This window comes from Nocardioides sp. SR21, assembly GCF_022761125.1.
Lineage (GTDB): Bacteria > Actinomycetota > Actinomycetes > Propionibacteriales > Nocardioidaceae > Nocardioides.
The window spans coordinates 81750-99436 of record NZ_JAKWJR010000006.1; the positions used below are offsets into that span (position 1 = coordinate 81750).

Annotated in this window: 18 protein-coding genes; 3 read left to right on the forward strand and 15 right to left on the reverse strand. The window is 72.8% G+C overall.

Going from position 1 to position 17687, the window contains the following annotated elements:
- Nucleotides 1-4: 4 nt before the first annotated feature.
- Together MJ604_RS12535 and MJ604_RS12540 are read left to right on the forward strand one after the other, a co-directional pair.
- Entirely contained in the window at nt 5-2623 is a 2619-nt protein-coding gene (locus tag MJ604_RS12535; RefSeq protein WP_243058798.1) for a stealth conserved region 3 domain-containing protein, read from the forward strand.
- Between the two features lie 28 nt (nt 2624-2651).
- Nucleotides 2652-3038: a PGPGW domain-containing protein gene (locus tag MJ604_RS12540; RefSeq protein WP_243058799.1), complete on the forward strand. Its 387-nt coding sequence runs from the start codon at nt 2652-2654 to the stop codon at nt 3036-3038.
- On the opposite strand, the gene MJ604_RS12545 is transcribed toward MJ604_RS12540, so the two are convergent.
- The 7 genes from MJ604_RS12545 to glmS form a co-directional block, all read right to left on the reverse strand.
- Nucleotides 3004-3984 (reverse strand): sulfotransferase family protein, encoded by a 981-nt coding sequence (locus MJ604_RS12545; RefSeq protein WP_243058800.1) that lies wholly within the window; start codon nt 3982-3984, stop codon nt 3004-3006. The genes MJ604_RS12540 and MJ604_RS12545 overlap by 35 nt on opposite strands.
- The gene (gene tsaE, locus MJ604_RS12550) at nt 3981-4895 is read right to left on the reverse strand and encodes a tRNA (adenosine(37)-N6)-threonylcarbamoyltransferase complex ATPase subunit type 1 TsaE (RefSeq protein WP_243058801.1); all 915 of its coding nucleotides are present in this window, start codon (nt 4893-4895) and stop codon (nt 3981-3983) included. The genes MJ604_RS12545 and tsaE overlap by 4 nt, the downstream gene beginning before the upstream one ends.
- The gene (locus MJ604_RS12555) at nt 4892-5935 is read right to left on the reverse strand and encodes an alpha/beta fold hydrolase (protein WP_243058802.1); all 1044 of its coding nucleotides are present in this window, start codon (nt 5933-5935) and stop codon (nt 4892-4894) included. The genes tsaE and MJ604_RS12555 overlap by 4 nt, the downstream gene beginning before the upstream one ends.
- The gene (alr, locus tag MJ604_RS12560) at nt 5935-7026 is read right to left on the reverse strand and encodes an alanine racemase (protein ID WP_243058803.1); all 1092 of its coding nucleotides are present in this window, start codon (nt 7024-7026) and stop codon (nt 5935-5937) included. The genes MJ604_RS12555 and alr overlap by 1 nt, the downstream gene beginning before the upstream one ends.
- Before the next feature lie 16 nt (nt 7027-7042).
- Nucleotides 7043-8437: an NAD(P)H-hydrate dehydratase gene (locus MJ604_RS12565; RefSeq protein WP_243058804.1), complete on the reverse strand. Its 1395-nt coding sequence runs from the start codon at nt 8435-8437 to the stop codon at nt 7043-7045.
- A 75-nt stretch (nt 8438-8512) separates the two neighbouring features.
- Nucleotides 8513-8863 (reverse strand): holo-ACP synthase, encoded by a 351-nt coding sequence (locus tag MJ604_RS12570; protein ID WP_243058805.1) that lies wholly within the window; start codon nt 8861-8863, stop codon nt 8513-8515.
- A complete protein-coding gene (gene glmS, locus MJ604_RS12575; RefSeq protein ID WP_243058806.1) occupies nt 8860-10704 on the reverse strand; it encodes a glutamine--fructose-6-phosphate transaminase (isomerizing) in 1845 nt (614 codons plus the stop codon). The genes MJ604_RS12570 and glmS overlap by 4 nt, the downstream gene beginning before the upstream one ends.
- A 41-nt stretch (nt 10705-10745) precedes the next feature.
- On the opposite strand from glmS, the gene coaA reads away from it, so the two are divergent.
- Nucleotides 10746-11723 carry a type I pantothenate kinase gene (coaA, locus tag MJ604_RS12580; protein WP_243058807.1) on the forward strand — a complete coding sequence of 326 codons (978 nt, stop codon included), beginning with the start codon at nt 10746-10748 and terminating at the stop codon, nt 11721-11723.
- A gap of 9 nt (nt 11724-11732) precedes the next feature.
- Here coaA and MJ604_RS12585 read toward each other — a convergent pair whose 3' ends face one another.
- From MJ604_RS12585 to rplM, 8 genes are all read right to left on the reverse strand, one after another.
- Nucleotides 11733-12209 (reverse strand): hypothetical protein, encoded by a 477-nt coding sequence (locus MJ604_RS12585; protein ID WP_243058808.1) that lies wholly within the window; start codon nt 12207-12209, stop codon nt 11733-11735.
- A 97-nt stretch (nt 12210-12306) separates the two neighbouring features.
- The gene (locus MJ604_RS12590) at nt 12307-13011 is read right to left on the reverse strand and encodes a hypothetical protein (RefSeq protein ID WP_243058809.1); all 705 of its coding nucleotides are present in this window, start codon (nt 13009-13011) and stop codon (nt 12307-12309) included.
- Between the two features lie 5 nt (nt 13012-13016).
- Nucleotides 13017-13589, reverse strand: a complete 573-nt coding sequence (locus tag MJ604_RS12595; RefSeq protein ID WP_243058810.1) for a hypothetical protein — start codon at nt 13587-13589, stop codon at nt 13017-13019.
- A 29-nt stretch (nt 13590-13618) separates the two neighbouring features.
- On the reverse strand, nt 13619-14422 hold the full coding sequence (locus tag MJ604_RS12600) for an ABC transporter permease (protein WP_243058811.1): 804 nt from the start codon (nt 14420-14422) through the stop codon (nt 13619-13621).
- Entirely contained in the window at nt 14419-15312 is an 894-nt protein-coding gene (locus MJ604_RS12605) for an ABC transporter ATP-binding protein (protein WP_243058812.1), read from the reverse strand. Before MJ604_RS12605 ends, MJ604_RS12600 begins: the two co-directional genes overlap by 4 nt.
- A gap of 4 nt (nt 15313-15316) precedes the next feature.
- Nucleotides 15317-16663, reverse strand: coding sequence for a phosphoglucosamine mutase (glmM, locus tag MJ604_RS12610; protein ID WP_243058813.1), 1347 nt, complete (start codon nt 16661-16663; stop codon nt 15317-15319).
- Nucleotides 16664-16673: 10 nt separating this feature from the next.
- Nucleotides 16674-17174 (reverse strand): 30S ribosomal protein S9, encoded by a 501-nt coding sequence (rpsI, locus tag MJ604_RS12615; RefSeq protein WP_243058814.1) that lies wholly within the window; start codon nt 17172-17174, stop codon nt 16674-16676.
- A gap of 27 nt (nt 17175-17201) precedes the next feature.
- Complete coding sequence (gene rplM / locus MJ604_RS12620) at nt 17202-17645, reverse strand: 50S ribosomal protein L13 (RefSeq protein ID WP_243058815.1); 444 nt, start codon at nt 17643-17645, stop codon at nt 17202-17204.
- Between the last annotated feature and the right edge of the window lie 42 nt (nt 17646-17687).

The window sequence follows — 17687 nt, forward strand, 5'->3', positions numbered from 1 at the left end:
TCCCTTGAAGATCGGCTTCCTCGTCTTCAACCTGGACGGGATGGGCGGTACGTCGCGCTCAGCCGTGACCCAGGCGAACGCCCTGGCCGGCGAGCACGAGGTCCGGCTGGTCAGCGTCACCCGCAGCGCCGACCGCCCGCACTACGACATCGACCCGCGGGTCGCGGTCGACCACCTCGCCGACGTACGCGAGCCGGACGCCGCGCACGAGCGGGAGTCCGTGCTGGTGCCGAAGCGGTGGGACGGCCAGTTCTCCGCGCTGACCGACGTCGCGCTGCAGGACGCCCTGCCGCGCCTCGACCTCGACGTGCTGGTCACCGTCACCCCGGCGCTGCTCGCGGTCGCCGCCCAGCTCGTCCCCGACCGCACGGTCCTGGTCCACCAGGAGCACCGGTCGTCGTCGGACCGCACGTCCGGTCTCGAGCCGCTGCTCGCGTTCGCGCCGCGCGCCGACGTCGTCGCGATGCTGACGCAGTCGACCGCGGACTGGCTGCGCGAGCAGCTCGGCGAGGTCACCCCGGAGATCGTGGTGATGCCGAACCCGCTGCCGATCGGTGCGACTCCGCAGTCGCGGCTCGACAACCCGGTCGTCATGACCGCCGGCCGGCTGGTGGCCGAGAAGCAGTTCGGGCGGCTGGTGAACGCGTTCGCCGAGATCGCCGACCGGATCCCCGACTGGCGGCTCCGGATCCTCGGCGACGGCCCGCAGCTCAAGGAGCTGCGCCGGCTGGCCCGCAAGGCCGACCTCGTCGACCGGATCGAGCTCCCGGGCAGCGTCTCGAACATGGCCGAGGAGTGGGCGACCGCCTCGATCGCGGCGCTCACCTCACGCGCCGAGGGCTTCCCGCTGGTCGTGCAGGAGGCGATGGCCGCAGGCGTACCGGTCGTCAGCCTGGACAGCCCGTCCGGCCCGCGCGCGATCATCGAGCACGGCCGCAACGGCCTGCTGGTCCCACCCGACTCCCCTGCCGGCGTCGCCCCTGCGCTGCTCCAGCTCGCCACCGACGAGCAGCTGCGCAGGCGGCTCGGCGCCGGCGCGCTCGAGTCCTCGCAGCAGTACGACGCTCACGCGCTCGCTCGCCGGTGGGCGGGCATCTTCGCCGCCGCACAGGCCCGGCGCGGCGGGCAGAGCCGGGTCGCGGCCCGGGCGACCGCGCCGCGGACGGTGCCCCTGCCCCGTCCGGACGTCGACGCGCAGCTGTCCCCGGCCGAGGCGCGTCGGGCCACCCTCAGCATGGCGGTCGAGATCGCGCGGGCGACCAGTGACGCGTGGTTCGTGGTCCCTGGCGCCACGCCGAGCGTGGTCGTGCCGATCGCCGCGCGCGACGACTTCCTCGCCCGGCTGGCCGGCGCCGCGCTGCCGGCGTACCTCTCCCTCCGGGACCCGGCCCTCGGCGGCTGGCCGGAGCGGCGTGGCGAGGTCGCGGCGCTGGCGACGGAGCTGCGCCGCGGCCGCACCGGCACCGTGTTCCTCGAGCCGTGGCCCGGCGGCCTGCTCGGCCAGGGCTGCAGCATCGGGGTGGAGTTCTGGGAGACCAGCGTCGGCGGCGACCTGGTGGCGCCGCAGCCGAACCGCTACGCCCGTCGGGTCCCGCGCGGTGCGACGTTCGTCGACGTCGAGGTCGAGGGCGTGCGGGTGCGCACGCTGCCGCTGATGGCGGAGCCGACCGTCGACGAGTGCCGGTTCCCGGTCGACGTGGTCTACACGTGGGTCGACGGCGACGACCCGGAGTGGAACGCCGCGTGCGAGCAGCGACTGGCCGCGATGACCGGCACCGCGCTGACCCGCGAGTCCAGCGGCCGCGCGCGCTTCCTGTCCCGTGACGAGCTGCGCTACTCCCTGCGCAGCCTGCACCTGTTCGCGCCGTGGGTGCGCCGCATCAACCTCGTGACCGCCGGCCAGGCCCCGGCCTGGCTCGACCCGGACCACCCGCGGGTCCGGGTGATCGACCACCGCGAGATCCTGCCGGCGGACGCGCTGCCGACGTTCAGCTCGCACGCGATCGAGACCGCGCTCCACCACGTGCCGGAGCTGTCCGAGCAGTGGGTGTACTTCAACGACGACGTGTTCCTCGGCCGCCCGGTGCGGCCGGAGATCTTCTTCAGCCCGGGCGGCCTCAACGCCGCCTTCATGTCGCCGGTCATCGTCGGGCCCGACGACGTGCCGGGCGCACCGCCGTTCCTCAAGGCGGCGTACAACAACCGCCGGCTGATCCGCGAGACCTTCGGCGTCACCACGACCCACACGCTCGCGCACACCCCGCACCCGCACCGCCGCTCCGTGCTCGACGAGATCGAGCGGCGCTTCCCCGAGGCGGTCGCGGCGACGGCGCGGGCGCCGTTCCGCTCCGACACCGACCTCGCGCTGCTGAGCTCGCTCGCCCAGCACTACGGGCTGCTGAGCGGATCGTCGTACGTCGGCCGGGCGGAGCACCGGTTCGTGAACCTCAGCGGCCCCGGCCTCAACCGGCAGCTGAACCTGCTGCTCGAGCGCGACCAGGACTTCTTCTGCCTCGGCGATGACCACGAGTACGCCATGCCGGCGGCGAAGGTGGCCGAGCGGCTGGCGTGGTTCCTCGAGACGTACTTCCCGGTCGCGGCACCCTGGGAGCGCTCAGCCTGATCTCAGGCTGGTCCCCGACCATGGGGGCATGACCTCGCGTACCGATGCCCTGCTCACGCGCGTCGACACGTGGGCGAACGCCGGCCCGGTGCGCGCCGTCGCGGTGAAGGTCGGCGTGACGATCGTCGGCCCGCTGCTGATCGTGGCCGGCGTCGCGATGCTGGTGCTGCCGGGGCCCGGCCTCGTGGTGATCGGGCTCGGGCTCGCGCTGCTGGCCGCGGAGTACGCCTGGGCGCGGCACGTGCTCGGCCTGATGGGCCGGGGCCTGGGGAAGGCGCGTCAGCTCGCGTTCCCGACCGACGGCTCGCCCACGCGCAAGGTCACCGGGCTGCTCGCCACCGGCGGCGTGCTGGTGGCGACGACCGCGCTGACCGGAGCGGTCACCGCGCTGGTGGGTTCGCAGACGCTGCTCTGAGCCGCTCGATCTGGCGGTCCTTGTTGTCGAGCCGCTTGCGCATGTTGCGGCGCACCTGAGCGACCTGGGCGGTCGTCTCGTCGAGGGAGATCGCGGCGGCGTACTCGTACATCTCGACGTACTCCTCGCGCATCCGCTCGAGCTCGGCGACCGCGCTCGCGTCGTGCGGGCTGGACACGAGCACGTGCATCGCGGTCCAGGTGCGCTCGGCGAGGTCGCGCACCTGAGGGGGTACGGCGATGTCCTCCCAGGTCACCTGCGAGCGGTTGAGCCTCGCGTCGATGAAGTCGTCGACCGGGTGCGGCGCGGCCAGGTCGCCGTCGTACTCGATGCCGAGCTGCTCCCCCGCCCTGGTCATCGCGCTGCGCCAGTCGCCGACCAGGTCGGCGTACGGGACGAAGGCGCGGGCGTGCCGGCGGGTGGTGCGCTCGGTCTCGAACGCGGCGTTCACCCACGCCGCCACGTTGGTGGTCTCGCGCTGGCGGCGGAAGCCCGGGGTCTGCTCGGTGAGGTACGCCGTGTCGCGCGAGCGGACGACCTCGGTGGGGTGCCGCAGCATGGTCAGCGTGGTGACCTCGGCGCCGAGCTCGCCGGCGACGCGCAGCCAGAGGTCGTGCACCCAGAACTCGCGCGGGTCCTTGATCACGACCTGGGGGTGGCCGAGCTGGCCGGACAGCCAGTCGCGCAGCCGCTCCTCGACCTCGGGCGTGACGGCCTCGGCGGCCTGCTCCATCGCGGTCGGACGGGAGTCGATGGTGCGCACCGGGATCGGGTTGAGCAGCTCCTTGTGGAACTCCGTCACCCACAGCGGCTCGTAGTAGCCGCGCGGGTTCGACTCGTCGGCCTCGACCTCGGGCTGCGGCACGACGAGGCCGAGCCGCTTGAGGGTGCCGGCGACGCTGCTGGTGCCGCTGCGTCCCGATCCGGTCACGATCACGAGCTTCATGCGAGTCCTCGGAAGTCCAGTACGTGCCAGCGGGGTCCCACCGGCGTGATCTCGACGCGGCGCGGGTCGAGCCCGTCGTGGGGCGCGTCGCCCCGGACGATCGCGACCTCCAGCCGCGATTCCGACAGTCCCTCGGCCAGGCCCTCGCCCCACTCCACCACGGTGACCGCCTCGTCGAACGAGGTGTCGAGGTCGAGGTCGTCGAGCTCGTCCAGGCCACCGAGGCGGTAGGCGTCCACGTGCACGAGGTCCGGCCCGTCGACCAGCGACGGGTGCACGCGCGCGATCACGAACGTCGGCGACGTGACGTCGCCGCGTACGCCGAGGCCGGCGCCGAGGCCCTGGGTGAACGTGGTCTTGCCCGCGCCGAGCTCGCCGCTCAGCACCAGCAGGTCGCCGGCGGCGAGCTGCTTGGCCAGCGCCCGGCCGAGGTCGCGCATCCTTTCGGCGTCGGGGATCTGGAACGCGTGGGTGCGCAGCGGGCGTCGCAGCTCGACGTTCGGGGACTCGCGGCTGATCTCGCGGAAGCCCTGCCGCTCCCAGAACCGCACCGTGGCGGGCAGCTCCTCGCGCGCGACCACGGTGAGGTCGTGCGAGCCCTCGGACGCCTCGACCGCCGCCTCGATGAGGGCCGCGGCGACGCCGTGCCCCTGAGCCGTGGGCAGGACGCCGAAGCGCCGCAGGTACGTCGTACGCCCGATCGGGTCGAGGAGCAGCGTGCCGACGACCTCGCCGTCGACACACGCCAGCAGGCCCCCGTGGGCCGCGAGCTTCTCGGCGATGGACGCCTCGGTCTCGGTGAGGGCCGCGGCCGGCGGGTCCAGGGGCGGGCGCGCCTCGAACGCGGCGCGCACCACCATCAGCACGTCGGCGGCGGCCTCGGGGCCGACCCGCCGGATCTCGACGCTCACCGGGCGTCCGCCGCACCGGTCGTGTCGAGCAGGCGGTCGAGCTCGCCGTTGACCTCGTCGGGACGCTCGAGGAGCACCATGTGGCCGGCGCCGTGGCACTCCAGCAGCGTGGAGCCGTCGATACGCGAGGCGAGCTTGCGGCTGTGCCCGATCGAGGTGAGCTTGTCGTCGGTGCCGCAGATGACCGCGGTCGGGACCTTCGCCAGCGGCTCGACGTGGTCGAACTTGTCGAGGCTGCCGAAGCCCGGGAAGAACTCCGCGACCACCTCGAACGGCGTCGCCGCCAGCATCTCGTCCACGAACGCGACGTAGCTCTGCGGCACGTCGTCGCCGAACGCGAGCTGCTCGGTCGCCACCAGCGCGACGTCCCGGCCGACCTTGCGCAGCCGGTCGACCGCGCGGTGGCCGCGGGCGAGCGCCGCGACGCCGCGGTGCACGGCGCCGGAACCCGCCCAGGTGGGGACCATCGGGAACAGGATGCGGCTCGGGTCGAGACCACCGGCGGTCGTCGCGATCAGCGCGGCGCCGATCACCCGGTCACCGAACAGCTCGGGGTGCTCCTCGGCCAGCGCGACGATCGTCATGCCGCCCATCGAGTGCCCGACCAGGACCGCCGGCCCGTCGGGAGCGACGGCGTCGAGGATCGTGAGCAGGTCGGAGCCGAGCTGCTCGATCGTCGCGTTCCCCACCGCCGACCGGCCGGACCGGCCGTGGGAGCGCTGGTCGTAGTAGACCGCGCGGATGCCCCGGGCGCGGTAGTGCTCGCGCTGGAAGTGCCAGCAGTCGAGGTTCAGGGCGTACCCGTGGCAGAAGACCAGCGTGAGTCGCGTCGGTACGTCGGGCTCGTCGACCTCGACGTACAGCGGGGTGCCGTCGTCGGCGACGACGGTCTGGCCCTTGGAGCGCAGCGACCCGAAGGCGGGTCCGGTCCCGTCGTCGCGGCGGGCCAGGACCCGCCGGCGGTGCGCGAGTCCGGCCCCGGCCGCGCCGGCGGCGGCGAGGCCGACGGCTCCGGCGACGGCTGCTCTGCGGATGCTCATCAGGCGACGTACCTCCGGGCCAGTCGGCCACCGATGCGAGTGACGATCTCGTAGGAGATGGTGCCGGCGGCGTCCGCCCAGTCCTGGGCGGTCGGCTCGCCCTGGGTGCCGGGGCCGAAGAGCACGACCTCGGCGCCGGTGTCGGGCAGGTCTCCCCCGAGGTCGACGACGAACTGGTCCATGCAGACCCGGCCGCGGATCGCGCGCTGCTTGCCGTCGACCAGCACCCGGCCGGCGTTGCTGGCCGAGCGCAGCACGCCCTCGCCGTACCCGATCGGGACGAGGCCGACGGTGGTCGGCGTCTCGGCGACCCAGGTGTGGCCGTAGGAGACGCCCGCGCCGGCGGGGATCGACTTGGCCATCGCCAGCGGCGCGTGGACGGTCATCGCCGGGACGAGGCCGAGGTCGGGGGTGTGGCCGGGCGCGGGGTCGAGGCCATACGACGCCAGCCCGAAGCGGACCAGGTCGAAGTGGCTGCTCGGGCGCAGGAGGCCGGCGGCGGAGTTCGCGAGGTGGCGGACCTCGGGCGTGAGCCCCTCGGCCAGCGCGAGCGCCTGCCGGAAGGCCTGCTCCTGCGCGTCGTTCGCGGGGTGGTCGGGCTCGTCGCTGGCGGCGAAGTGCGACCAGATGCCGGTGACCTTCCAGCTGCCGTCCTGCTCACCCTGCCTCGCGCGCTCGACGACCGCGGGCCAGGTCTCGAGCGGGGCGCCGCCGCGGGACAGGCCGGTGTCGACCTTGAGCTGCACGCGGGCGGGCCTGCCGGTCGCGGCGATCGCGTCGAGCTCGGCGACCGAGTAGGCGGTGACGTCGATGCCGGCGTCGATCGCGGCCGCCCAGTCGGCGTCCGGGAGCGTCAGCCAGCAGAGCAGCGGACCCTCGTCACCGGCGTTCCGGAGCGCGAGCGCCTCGTCGAGCGTGGCGACCCCGATCCAGTCCGAGCCCGCCTCGCGGGCGGCACGGGCCACCTCGACCATGCCGTGCCCGTAGCCGTCGGCCTTGACCACCGTCATCGAGGCGACGCCGGTGTGCTCGCGGAGGGCGCGCACGTTGTGCCGGACCGCCGCGAGATCGACGACGATCTCGGGGTTCATGGCCGCGATTCTCCCATCACGCCTCGGCAAGCGCCCGGACGGCTGCCGGAATGGACGCCGCGACCTGGCTCGCGGTGACCGGACCCCCGGCGCTCGCGAGCGTCGCGGCCGCGCCGTGCAGCCAGGAGCCGACCGAGGCGGCGTCGTACGGCTCGAGGCCGGCGGCGAGCAGCGCGCCGATCAGCCCGCCGAGCACGTCGCCCGCGCCGGCGGTCGCCAGCCAGGGCGTGCCGGTGGTGGTGGCGCGTACCCGGCCGTCCGGCTCGACGACGAGCGTGTGCCGGCCCTTGAGCAGCACGACGGCGCCGTACGTCGCCGCAGCCCGGCGAGCGTGCTCGAGGGGCCGGTTCTCCACCTCGCCGCGCTCGACCCGGAGCATCGCGGCCAGCTCGCCGGCGTGCGGCGTGAGGATCGCGGGCACCGGGACCGGGCCGACGACGGAGCGGAGGGCGTCGGCGTCGATCACCGTCGGGACGCGGTCCTGCAGCGCCTCGGTCAGCTGGTCGGCGGCACCGTTGCCGCCGCCGGAGCCGACCACCCACGCCTGCACGCGACCGGCGCCGACGACCTCGGGATGGGTCGCGCGGACCTGGTCGGCGACGTCACCGACGTACCGCACCATCCCGCAGAGCCCGCTGTTCGCTCCGGCGACGCTGAGCAGGGCTGCACCGGGGTACTGCGCCGACCCGGCGCGGATGCCCACCACGCCCCGGGCGTACTTCTGTGCGTCCGGGTCGGGCCGCGGGAGCAGCGCAGCGACGTCCTCGGGCTGCAGCGCCTCGACGGTGGCGTCCGGGAGGTCGAGGCCGATGTCGACCAGGTGGACCACGCCGCACGCGGACGCGGCCGGATCGACGAGGTGCGCGACCTTGTGGGTGCCGAACGTGATCGTGACGTCGGCGCGCACGTGCGCTCCTGCGACCTCGCCGGTGTCGACGTCGACGCCGCTCGGGACGTCGACCGCGACGGTCGGGGCGCCTCTCACGGCCTCGAGCGCTGCCTCGGCCTCGGGCCGCAGCCCCGCCCGCCCGCCGATCCCGACGATCCCGTCGACGACCACGTCGGGTCGTCGGCCTCCGGACTGGCTGTCCGCCCCCGTGATGCGGACGACCCGGCCTCCGGCCCCCGTCAGCGCCGCGACGCCCGCCTCGTGAGCCCGGTCCGACAGCAGCCACGCCTCGACCTGCACGCCCCGCCGGGCCAGCAGCACTCCGGCGTACAGCGCATCCCCGCCGTTGTCCCCCGACCCGACCAGCAGCAGCACCCGCCGCCCGTACGCCTCCCCGAGCAGGTCGATCACGGCGTACGCCAACCCCGCCGCGGCGCGCTGCATCAGCGCGCCCTCGGGCAGCCGCGTCATCAGCTCGGCTTCCGCTGCCCGCACCTGCTCGACCGTGTGCGCGGATCTCATGGGCTCGACGTTAGCGGGGTAGTCCCTGACGTTTCCGGGGCGATTCCGCCCGAACGACCCCGGAAACGTCAGGGACTACCCCTCCAGGACGACCACAGCGGACGCGATCCCGGCGTCGTGCGAGAGCGACACGTGACAGGACGCGACACCGAGGTCGTTGGCGCGCTTCAGCACCGAGCCGCGCATCTCCAGCACCGGCCGGCCGGACTCCTCGGACACGATCTCGGCGTCGTGCCAGTGCATGCCGACGGGGGCGCCGAGGGCCTTGGCGAGCGCCTCCTTGGCCGCGAACCGGGCGGCCAGCGACGCCAATGGCCGCGACGCCTCCGACGCGGTGAACAGCCGGGCGGTCAGGCCGGACGTCCGCTTCAGCGACTCCCCGAACCGCTCGATGTCGACGACGTCGATCCCGACCCCGATGATCATTCGACCGTGACCGACTTCGCGAGGTTCCGCGGCTGGTCGACGTCGTGGCCCAGGGCGGTGGCGAGCTCGCACGCGAACAGCTGCAGGGGTACGACGGACACCAACGGCTGCAGCAGCACGGGCACCTTCGGCAGCCGGATGACGACGTCGGCGTACGGCGTGATCGCGTCGTCGCCCTCCTCGACCAGGCAGATCGTGCGGGCCCCGCGGGCGCGGACCTCCTGGATGCCGCTGACCATCTTGTCGCGCAGCTGGTCCCGGCCGGCGGGCGGCACCACGCAGAAGACCGGCAGGTTGTCCTCGATCAGCGCGATCGGGCCGTGCTTGAGCTCGCCGGCCGCGAAGCCCTCGGCGTGGATGTAGGCGAGCTCCTTGAGCTTCAGCGCGCCCTCGAGCGCGACCGGGTAGCCCGCGTGTCGGCCGAGGAACAGCACCGACCGGGTGTCGACGTGGTCGCGGGCCAGCTCGTACACGGCCGACGCCGACGAGAGCACCGTGGAGACGTGGTCGGGCATCGCCTCGAGCTGCCGCATCACCTGGTCGATCTCGTCGCCGTACCGCGTGCCCTTCACCTGGGCGAGGTAGAGCGCCAGCAGGTAGCACGCGACCAGCTGGGTCAGGAACCCCTTGGTCGACGCGACCCCGATCTCCGGGCCGGCGTGCGTGTAGATCACCGCGTCGGACTCGCGCGGGATCGTCGAGCCGTTGGTGTTGCAGATCGCGAGCACCTTCGAGCGCTGCGTGCGTGCGTGCCGGATCGCCTGCAGCGTGTCCGCGGTCTCCCCCGACTGCGAGATCGCGACGACCAGCGTGGAGTAGTCGAGGATCGGGTCGCGGTAGCGGAACTCCGACGCCAGCTCCACCTCGACCGGCACCCGGCACCAGTGCTCGATCGCGTACTTCGCGACCATGCCGGCGTAGAAGGACGTGCCGCACGCGATGATGATGACCTTGTCGACGTCGCGCAGCTCCTGGTCCGACAGCCGCATCTCGTCGAGGTGCAGGTGCCCCTCGGGAGTACGCCGCCCGAGCAGCGAGTCGGCGACCGCGCGGGGCTGCTCGAAGATCTCCTTGCGCATGAACCAGTCGTGGCCGTCCTTCTCGGCGGCCGACAGGTCCCAGGTCACGTGGTAGCGCCGGCCCTCCGCGGGCGTGCCGTCGAAGTTCGTCACGGTCACGCCCTCGCGGGTGATCGTGACGACCTGGTCCTGCCCGAGCTCCAGCGCCTCGCGGGTGTGCTCGATGAACGCCGCGACGTCGGAGCCGAGGAAGTTCTCGCCCTCGCCGATGCCCACGACCAGCGGCGAGTTCCGCCGGGCGGCGACCACCTGGGACGGGTCGAGGGCGTCGACGGCCACCAGGGTGAACGCGCCCTCGAGCCGGCGTACGACCCGCAGCATCGCCTCGGTCAGGTCGGCACCCGCGAGCACCTCGAGCTCCACCAGCTGGGCCGCGACCTCGGTGTCGGTCTCGGAGAGCAGGTGGTGGTCGGCGGCCTCGAGCTCGGTGCGCAGCTCGGCGAAGTTCTCGATGATCCCGTTGTGCACCAGCGCGACCCGCCGGGCCTCCCCGGTGTGCGGGTGGGCGTTGACGTCGTTCGGCGCGCCGTGGGTCGCCCAGCGGGTGTGGCCGATGCCCGTGGTGCTGTCCGGCAGCGGGGTGGCGGCGATCGCCTTCTCGAGGTTCGCGAGCTTCCCGGCCCGCTTGTCGGTCGCCAGGGCACCGTCGGCGACGAGGGCGATCCCGGCCGAGTCGTAGCCGCGGTACTCCAGCCGCCGCAGGCCCTCCACCACGACATCCTGGGCTCGCTTGTGACCTACGTAACCAACGATCCCGCACATGGGTCTCACCCTATCCGCGGGCCTTTGCAACAATCGCCTCCATGTCTTCCCACGGCGACGTGCACCCCGCCGACGCCACCCGGGAGTCCTCGCCGTACGTCGAGCTCGACCGCTCGGCCTGGGCGGCGCTCGCCCACGAGGTCGAGAACCCGCTCAACACCGACGAGATCCGCAGCCTCCGTGGCCTCGGTGACCAGCTCGACCTCGACGAGGTCCAGCAGATCTACCTGCCGCTCTCGCGGCTCCTCAGCATGTACGTCGGGTCCGCGGGCCGGCTGCACCGCCAGCAGGAGGAGTTCCTCCACCAGGTCCAGCCGCAGCGCACGCCGTTCGTGATTGGCCTGGCCGGCTCGGTGGCGGTCGGGAAGTCGACCACCGCCCGCGTGCTCCGACAGATGCTCGCGCACTGGCCCGAGCACCCCAACGTCGCGCTGGTGACCACCGACGGCTTCCTGTACCCGAACGCCGAGCTCGAGCGCCGCGGACTCCTGCAGCGCAAGGGCTTCCCGGAGTCCTACGACCGCCGCGCGCTGCTGCGCTTCGTCGTCGACATCAAGTCCGGCAAGGACGAGGTCGAGGCGCCGATCTACTCCCACCTCACCTACGACGTGGTCCCCGGCGACAAGGTCGTCGTGAAGCGGCCCGACATCGTGATCATCGAGGGCCTCAACGTCCTCCAGCCCGCGCGGGTCCGCGAGGACGGCCGCTCCGGCCTGACGCTGAGCGACTTCTTCGACTTCTCCGTGTACGTCGACGCCGGCACCGGCCACATCCGCGACTGGTACGTCGAGCGCTTCCTGCGGCTGCGCGAGACCGCGTTCCGCGACCCGGACTCCTACTTCTCCAAGTACGGCGCGCTCTCACGCGACGAGGCGATCGCCGAGGCCCAGCGCATCTGGGACACGATCAACGGGCCGAACCTGTCACAGAACATCCTGCCGACCCGGTCCCGCGCCACCCTCGTGCTGCGCAAGGACCGTGACCACTCCGTGCGCTACGTGCGGCTGCGCAAGCTCTGAGTCAGAGCGTCACGCGTCGGCGTCGGCCAGCTGCACCGACGCGGCGAGGGCCTGCACCTCGGCGCCGAGGTCGGGGATCGCGTCGAGGTACGGCGTGTTCGCGTCGACCTCCACGGTGATCTCCCCGGACTCGTGGGCGAGCAGCACCGCAGCCCGCTCGGTGAGGAACAGCTCGGAGTCGCGAACGCTGACCAGCAGGTCGGCGACCGAGAAGCCCGACCAGGCGCCGAGCACGAGGTCGTCGACGCTGCGCGTGTAGATGCGGTGGTCGCCGGCGGCGGACTCCATGGCCTCGCGGATCCTCTCCACGACGGCCACGGCGTCACACCGCCGGACCCGCACCCGCGCCACCGCGATGAGGTCGCCGACCTCGTTGACCCGGCCGAACGACGTGTCGTCGAGGGGGTGCCAGAGGGCCGGCGCGGATGCGACGAACCCGACCTGCCCGATGCCGAGCCGGGCAGCGGCGTCCTGCTTGTTCGGCATCGGGTCCCCCTCGTCTCGGCCGGCGCGGTTGCGTGGGTCAATCCTGGAGTGGGTGCCGAACAGCCGTCGATGGGGACCGCTCCCCTGTCCAAACCAGTCAGGCCTGGGGACCGGGCGCTTCGTCGAGGGCCACGAGGTGATCGGCCGTGATGATCCGCGCCGCGATGACGTACTCGACCAGGCGGGCCCGCCGGTTGGTCGCCATCTCACCGGCGCCGCCCCGGAGGCCCTTCACGCCGGCGCGGGAGTACTTGTCGCAGACGTTGTCGAGCTTGCGGTTGAAGGTCGTGAGCGGCCAGCCGAGCCGTGCGGCGGCCGCGGCGTTCGTCGGGACCGCGCTCGCGCCGGTGCCGGCCCGACGCAGCGAGTTCTCGGCGAGGGCGACGAGCAGCTGGAACTGGGTCCAGGTCAGGTTGACGGCCCCCAGCGTCAGGTCGCCGTCCTCCGGCTGCGTCGCCGGCTCGACCGGCTCGAACGACGCACCCTCCCACTGGAGCACCAGCTCGTACGTCGTCTCACCGGCCGTGAAGAGCACCACGACCTCGGGCAGCACGAGTGGCACCCGAGCCCCGGGCGGGACCCAGGACTGCAAGGTGCCGGCGCCGCCGCTCACCGTCACGCTGAGCCGGCTGCCGACGTTGGCGATCCACCACAGGGACCCGTCCCACGAGAGCTCGACGATCCGGCGGTGCAGGAACGGGTTGTCCTCGACCGACAGGTCGGCCTGGCGCCCGATGCCGAACGGACGCTCCGGGGCGACCTCGATCAGCTCTCCGCAGTAGTCGACCCAGAGCCGGTGCACGACGCTCAGGGTAGTGGGCTCAGGCTGCGGAGGATCGACCGGACCGCAGCGTCGTCGAGCGCCCCCGGCTCGCCGGCGTCGGCGACGAGCACGACCCGGACGGCGTCCGTGCGCACCATCGCGACGTGCACCTCGGCTGCCGCGCACCGATCGCCCGCCGGCTGCGCGACGCGGGCCCACTCCAGGCGCGCCTCGGCACCGTCGCCGAGCGTCACCTCCTGAGCGCCCGAGGAGTGGGGCTCACCCAGAGCGTCGACCCAGGCCTCGAGCGGATGCCTCGTGAAGCCGGCGAAGCCCTGGTTGGAGCCCTTGCCGCAGTAGCCGGCCCGGTAGACGGCCGGGCCGCGGACGACCGCGACCGGGCGCCCCTCCTCGTCGGTGTAGAACACCCGCACCGCGGGGTCCTCGACCTTCCAGTCCTCGGCCGGGACCTGGAAGGAGGACCCGGCCCTGCTCACGGTGAGCATCGCCGGCTCGGGCGCGGACTCGTCGCGCGTCGACATCGCGACCGCGGCGGTCGCCACGACGCACAGCACCGCGACGACACCGAGGAGGGTGGCGACGCGGGCCCGGGACATGCGAGGGGTCTACCCGGCCCCGGGCGGCGTCAACCGATGTCGCGGCGCAGGGTGGTGAAGCGGCCGATCGCGGCGAGGATCCCGGCGTACGCCAGCATCACGAGCAGGGCGGCCCACCGCGGCAGCAGCTCGGCGGACCCGCCGTCCATCGAGCCCAGGAGGCTGGCGCCGATCAGGCCGTCGGCGGCGGCGCCGGGCAGGAACTTCGCGACACCGTCGAGCGCGTCGAACGCCCCCAGCGCGACCCGGGCGATCGGCTCGACGAACTGGGTGACCGCGAGGATGACCACGATCGCGGCCACCTGGTTGGTGAGCACGCTGCCGAACGCGACGCCGATCATCGCCCACAGCGCCGTGACGACCACGCTGAGCAGCAGCACCTCGATGATGTCGGGCTCGGTGAGGAACGCGCCGTCGCCCAGGCCGGCGAGCACCGGCGCGCTGGCCAGCACCACGGCCGCGGTCGCGACCACGCCGTACAGGAGCCCGAGCGGGAGCGTCGCGAGCAGCTTCGCGCCGAGGAACACCCCGCGTCGCGGCTCGACGAGCAGCGACTGCGTGATGGTCTGGTGGCGGAACTCCGTGGTCATCGCGAGGCTGCCGATCACCAACGGGAACACGTACCCGATCGCGTTCGTCAGCCCGTAGATCGAGGCGGCGGCGTCGACGCCGTGGAGCATCAGGTCGCCCTGCTCGTTCTCGGCCGCGACCACGATCGAGAACGCCAGCGCGCCTCCGATGAACGCGAGGTACGCCGCCAGCGCGAGCAGCAGGACCCACCACATCCGGGTCGTGACCAGCTTGCGGTACTCCGCGACCACGGCCGCCCTCACGAGGCACCACCCGTCAGCCGCAGGAACACGTCCTCGAGGCCGACCCCGCGGCTGGCGAGCTGGTGCAGCTCGACACCGGCGGAGTGCGCCGCGGCGCCGACCTCGGCCGCGACCACGCCGGTCACCAGCAGCCCGCGGTCGCTCGCCGCCGCCGTCCACCCGCGCGCCTCGCAGAGCCGTTGCAGGGCAGCCGGGTCGGGCGACTCGACGTACGTCTCGGGCTCGGCCAGGTCGGCCAGCGCCGCGAGCGACGACGCGTGCACCAGCTTGCCGCGGGCGATGATCACCACGTCGTCGACGGTGTGCTGCACCTCCGTGAGCACGTGGCTGGAGATCAGCACGGTGCGGCCCTCGTCGGCGAACGCGCGCAGCAGCCGGCGCAGCCAGACGATGCCCTCGGGGTCCAGGCCGTTCGCCGGCTCGTCGAGCACGATCGCCGGCGGGTCGCCGAGGAGCGCGGTCGCGAGGCCGAGGCGCTGGCGCATGCCCATGGAGTAGCCACCGACGCGGCGGTCGGCGGCCGGGCCGAGGCCGACGAACTCGATCAGCTCGCGGCAGCGCTGCCGCGAGACGCCGACCTGCGGCGCGAACACCTCGAGGTGGGCCAGGCCGGTGCGGCCGGGGTGGAAGCTCGACGCCTCCAGCGCGGCGCCCACCACCCGGGCGGGACGCTCGTGCTCGCCGTACGGCCGGTCACCGACCAGCAGCCGCCCGGCGGTCGGCCGGGTCAGGCCGAGCAGCATCCGCAGCGTCGTGGTCTTGCCGGCACCGTTGGGACCGAGGAACCCCGTGACGGCACCCGGCCGCACGGTGAACGACAGGTCGTCGACGGCGCGCACGGCTCCGAACGTCTTCGCAACGCCCTCGACAGCGAGGGTGGGCCCAGTCATGCGATCAGAGTGCCAGTTGGCTCTTCACGACCGCGGCGAGGCGCTCGGCGACCGCGCCGGCCTCCTCCTGGGTGGCGGCCTCGACCATCACCCGCACCAGCGCCTCGGTGCCGGACGGGCGCAGCAGGATCCGGCCGGTCTCCCCGAGCGCGGCCTCCTCCTCGGCGACAGCGGCGGCGAGCACCGCGTCGTCGTCGGCGCGCGACTTGTCGACGTCCTTGACGTTGATGAGCACCTGCGGCAGCCGGTTCATCACCGACGCCAGCGACTTCAGGCTCTCGCCGGTCGCGGTCATCCGCTGCAGCACGTGCAGCGCGGTGAGGAGGCCGTCACCGGTGGTGGCGTACTCGCTCATGATCACGTGGCCCGACTGCTCGCCGCCGAGCGAGTAGCCGGAGACCTTCATCGCCTCGAGCACGTAGCGGTCGCCGACCTTGGTCTGGCGTACGCCGATGTTCGCGGCCTTCATCGCCTGCACGAAGCCGAGGTTGCTCATCACCGTGGCGACCACCGTGTTCTTCACGAGGTGGCCGGTCTCGGCCATGCCGATCGCGAGGATCGCCATCAGCTGGTCGCCGTCGACGTCGTTGCCCTCGTGGTCGACCGCGAGGCAGCGGTCCGCGTCACCGTCGAGCGCGAAGCCGACGTCGGCGCCGTGCTCGAGCACGGCGGCCTGCAGCGGCCCGAGGTGCGTGGAGCCGCAGCCGTCGTTGATGTTGAGGCCGTCGGGCTCGACGTTCAGCGCGATCACCTCGGCGCCGGCGGCGCGCAGCGCGGACGGGCCGGCTTCGTACGCCGCACCGTGGGCGCAGTCGAGGACGACCCTGATGCCGCTCAGCGGCTTGTCGAGGGTCGAGACGAGGTGCTCGACGTACTCCTCGACGGGCGTGGCGTACGGCGTCACACGGCCGACGGCACCGCCGAGGGGGCGGTCCCACTCCTCGTCGAGGTGCTGCTCGATGAGCTTCTCGACCGCGTCGTCGAGCTTGACCCCGCCGCGCGCGAGGAACTTGATGCCGTTGTCCGGCATCGGGTTGTGCGAGGCGCTGATGACCACGCCGAGGTCGGCCCCGAGCGCCTGGGTCATGTACGCGACGCCCGGGGTCGGCAGGACCCGCAGCCGGAGCACGTCGACACCGGCGGCCGCCAGGCCGGCCACGACGGCGTGCTCGAGGAACTGGCCGGAGATGCGCGTGTCCCGGCCGACCACGGCGAGCGGGCGGTGCCCTTCGAACTCGCCCCGGTCGGCCAGGACACGTGCGGCAGCAACGGAAAGGTCCAGGGCCAGCTCCGCGGTCAATTGACCGTTGGCCAGGCCCCGGACCCCATCCGTGCCGAAGATGCGCGGCATACGCAGTGAATCAGCGCTTGCTGAACTGCGGCGCCTTGCGGGCCTTCTTGAGACCGGCCTTCTTGCGCTCGATGACGCGGGCGTCACGCGTGAGCAGCCCGGCCTTCTTGAGCGACGGGCGGTTGGCCTCGACGTCGATCGCGTTCAGGCAGCGGGCCACGCCGAGACGCAGGGCGCCGGCCTGACCGGTGATGCCGCCGCCGTGGATGCGGGCGATCACGTCGAAGCGGCCCTCCAGCTGGAGGTTCGCGAACGGCTCGTTCACGACCTGCTGGTGCAGCTTGTTCGGGAAGTAGGAGTCCAGGGTGCGACCGTTGATGGTCCACACGCCGGTGCCCGGAACGATCCGGACACGGGCAACGGCCTCCTTGCGACGGCCCGTCGCGGCGGCCGGGGCGATGGTCGCCGGGCGCGCGGGGGTGTCAGCGGACGGGGCGCTCTCCGAGCTGTAGGCAATGCCCTGCTCGTCGACCTCGTAGGTCTCCTCGACCTCAGTGGTGGTGTCAGCCATGTCTCTCAAACTCTCTCGGTACGCGGATTACTGGGAGATCTGGGAGATCTCGAAGGGAGTGGCCTGCTGGGCCTGGTGCGGGTGGTTCGGCCCGGAGTAGACCTTCAGCTTCTTCAGCATCTGACGGCCGAGCTTGTTCTTGGGCAGCATGCCCCACACGGCCTTCTCGATGGCCTTGCGGGCGTCCTTCTCGAGGATCTCGCCGATCGGGGTGGCCGTGAGGCCGCCCGGGTAACCGGAGTGGCGGTAGGCGAGCTTGGTCGTCTTCTTGGTGCCGGACAGGGCGACCTTCTCCGCGTTGACGATGATGACGAAGTCACCGGTGTCCATGTGCGGGGCGAAGATCGGCTTGTGCTTGCCGCGCAGGAGGTTGGCGGACTGGACGGCGAGCCGGCCCAGGACGATGTCGGTGGCGTCGATGACGTGCCACTCGCGCTGAATGTCAGCGGGCTTCGGGCTGTACGTGCGCACGGAGGAACTTCCTTCGTTCGTGGTGGCCCGCGAGGACCCTTT

Bases quoted from the DNA above. Each gene is read 5' to 3' on its own strand.
- MJ604_RS12565 (WP_243058804.1), bottom strand. From the start codon at position 8,437: ATGAGATCCGCGCACACGGTCGAGCAGGTGCGGGCAGCGGAAGCCGAG.
- alr (WP_243058803.1), bottom strand. From the start codon at position 7,026: ATGAACCCCGAGATCGTCGTCGATCTCGCGGCGGTCCGGCACAACGTG.
- rpsI (WP_243058814.1), bottom strand. From the start codon at position 17,174: ATGGCTGACACCACCACTGAGGTCGAGGAGACCTACGAGGTCGACGAG.
- MJ604_RS12545 (WP_243058800.1), bottom strand. From the start codon at position 3,984: ATGAAGCTCGTGATCGTGACCGGATCGGGACGCAGCGGCACCAGCAGC.
- MJ604_RS12595 (WP_243058810.1), bottom strand. From the start codon at position 13,589: ATGTCCCGGGCCCGCGTCGCCACCCTCCTCGGTGTCGTCGCGGTGCTG.
- MJ604_RS12605 (WP_243058812.1), bottom strand. From the start codon at position 15,312: ATGACTGGGCCCACCCTCGCTGTCGAGGGCGTTGCGAAGACGTTCGGA.
- MJ604_RS12540 (WP_243058799.1), top strand. From the start codon at position 2,652: ATGACCTCGCGTACCGATGCCCTGCTCACGCGCGTCGACACGTGGGCG.
- MJ604_RS12555 (WP_243058802.1), bottom strand. From the start codon at position 5,935: ATGAGCATCCGCAGAGCAGCCGTCGCCGGAGCCGTCGGCCTCGCCGCC.
- glmS (WP_243058806.1), bottom strand. From the start codon at position 10,704: ATGTGCGGGATCGTTGGTTACGTAGGTCACAAGCGAGCCCAGGATGTC.
- coaA (WP_243058807.1), top strand. From the start codon at position 10,746: ATGTCTTCCCACGGCGACGTGCACCCCGCCGACGCCACCCGGGAGTCC.
- MJ604_RS12585 (WP_243058808.1), bottom strand. From the start codon at position 12,209: ATGCCGAACAAGCAGGACGCCGCTGCCCGGCTCGGCATCGGGCAGGTC.
- MJ604_RS12570 (WP_243058805.1), bottom strand. From the start codon at position 8,863: ATGATCATCGGGGTCGGGATCGACGTCGTCGACATCGAGCGGTTCGGG.
- glmM (WP_243058813.1), bottom strand. From the start codon at position 16,663: ATGCCGCGCATCTTCGGCACGGATGGGGTCCGGGGCCTGGCCAACGGT.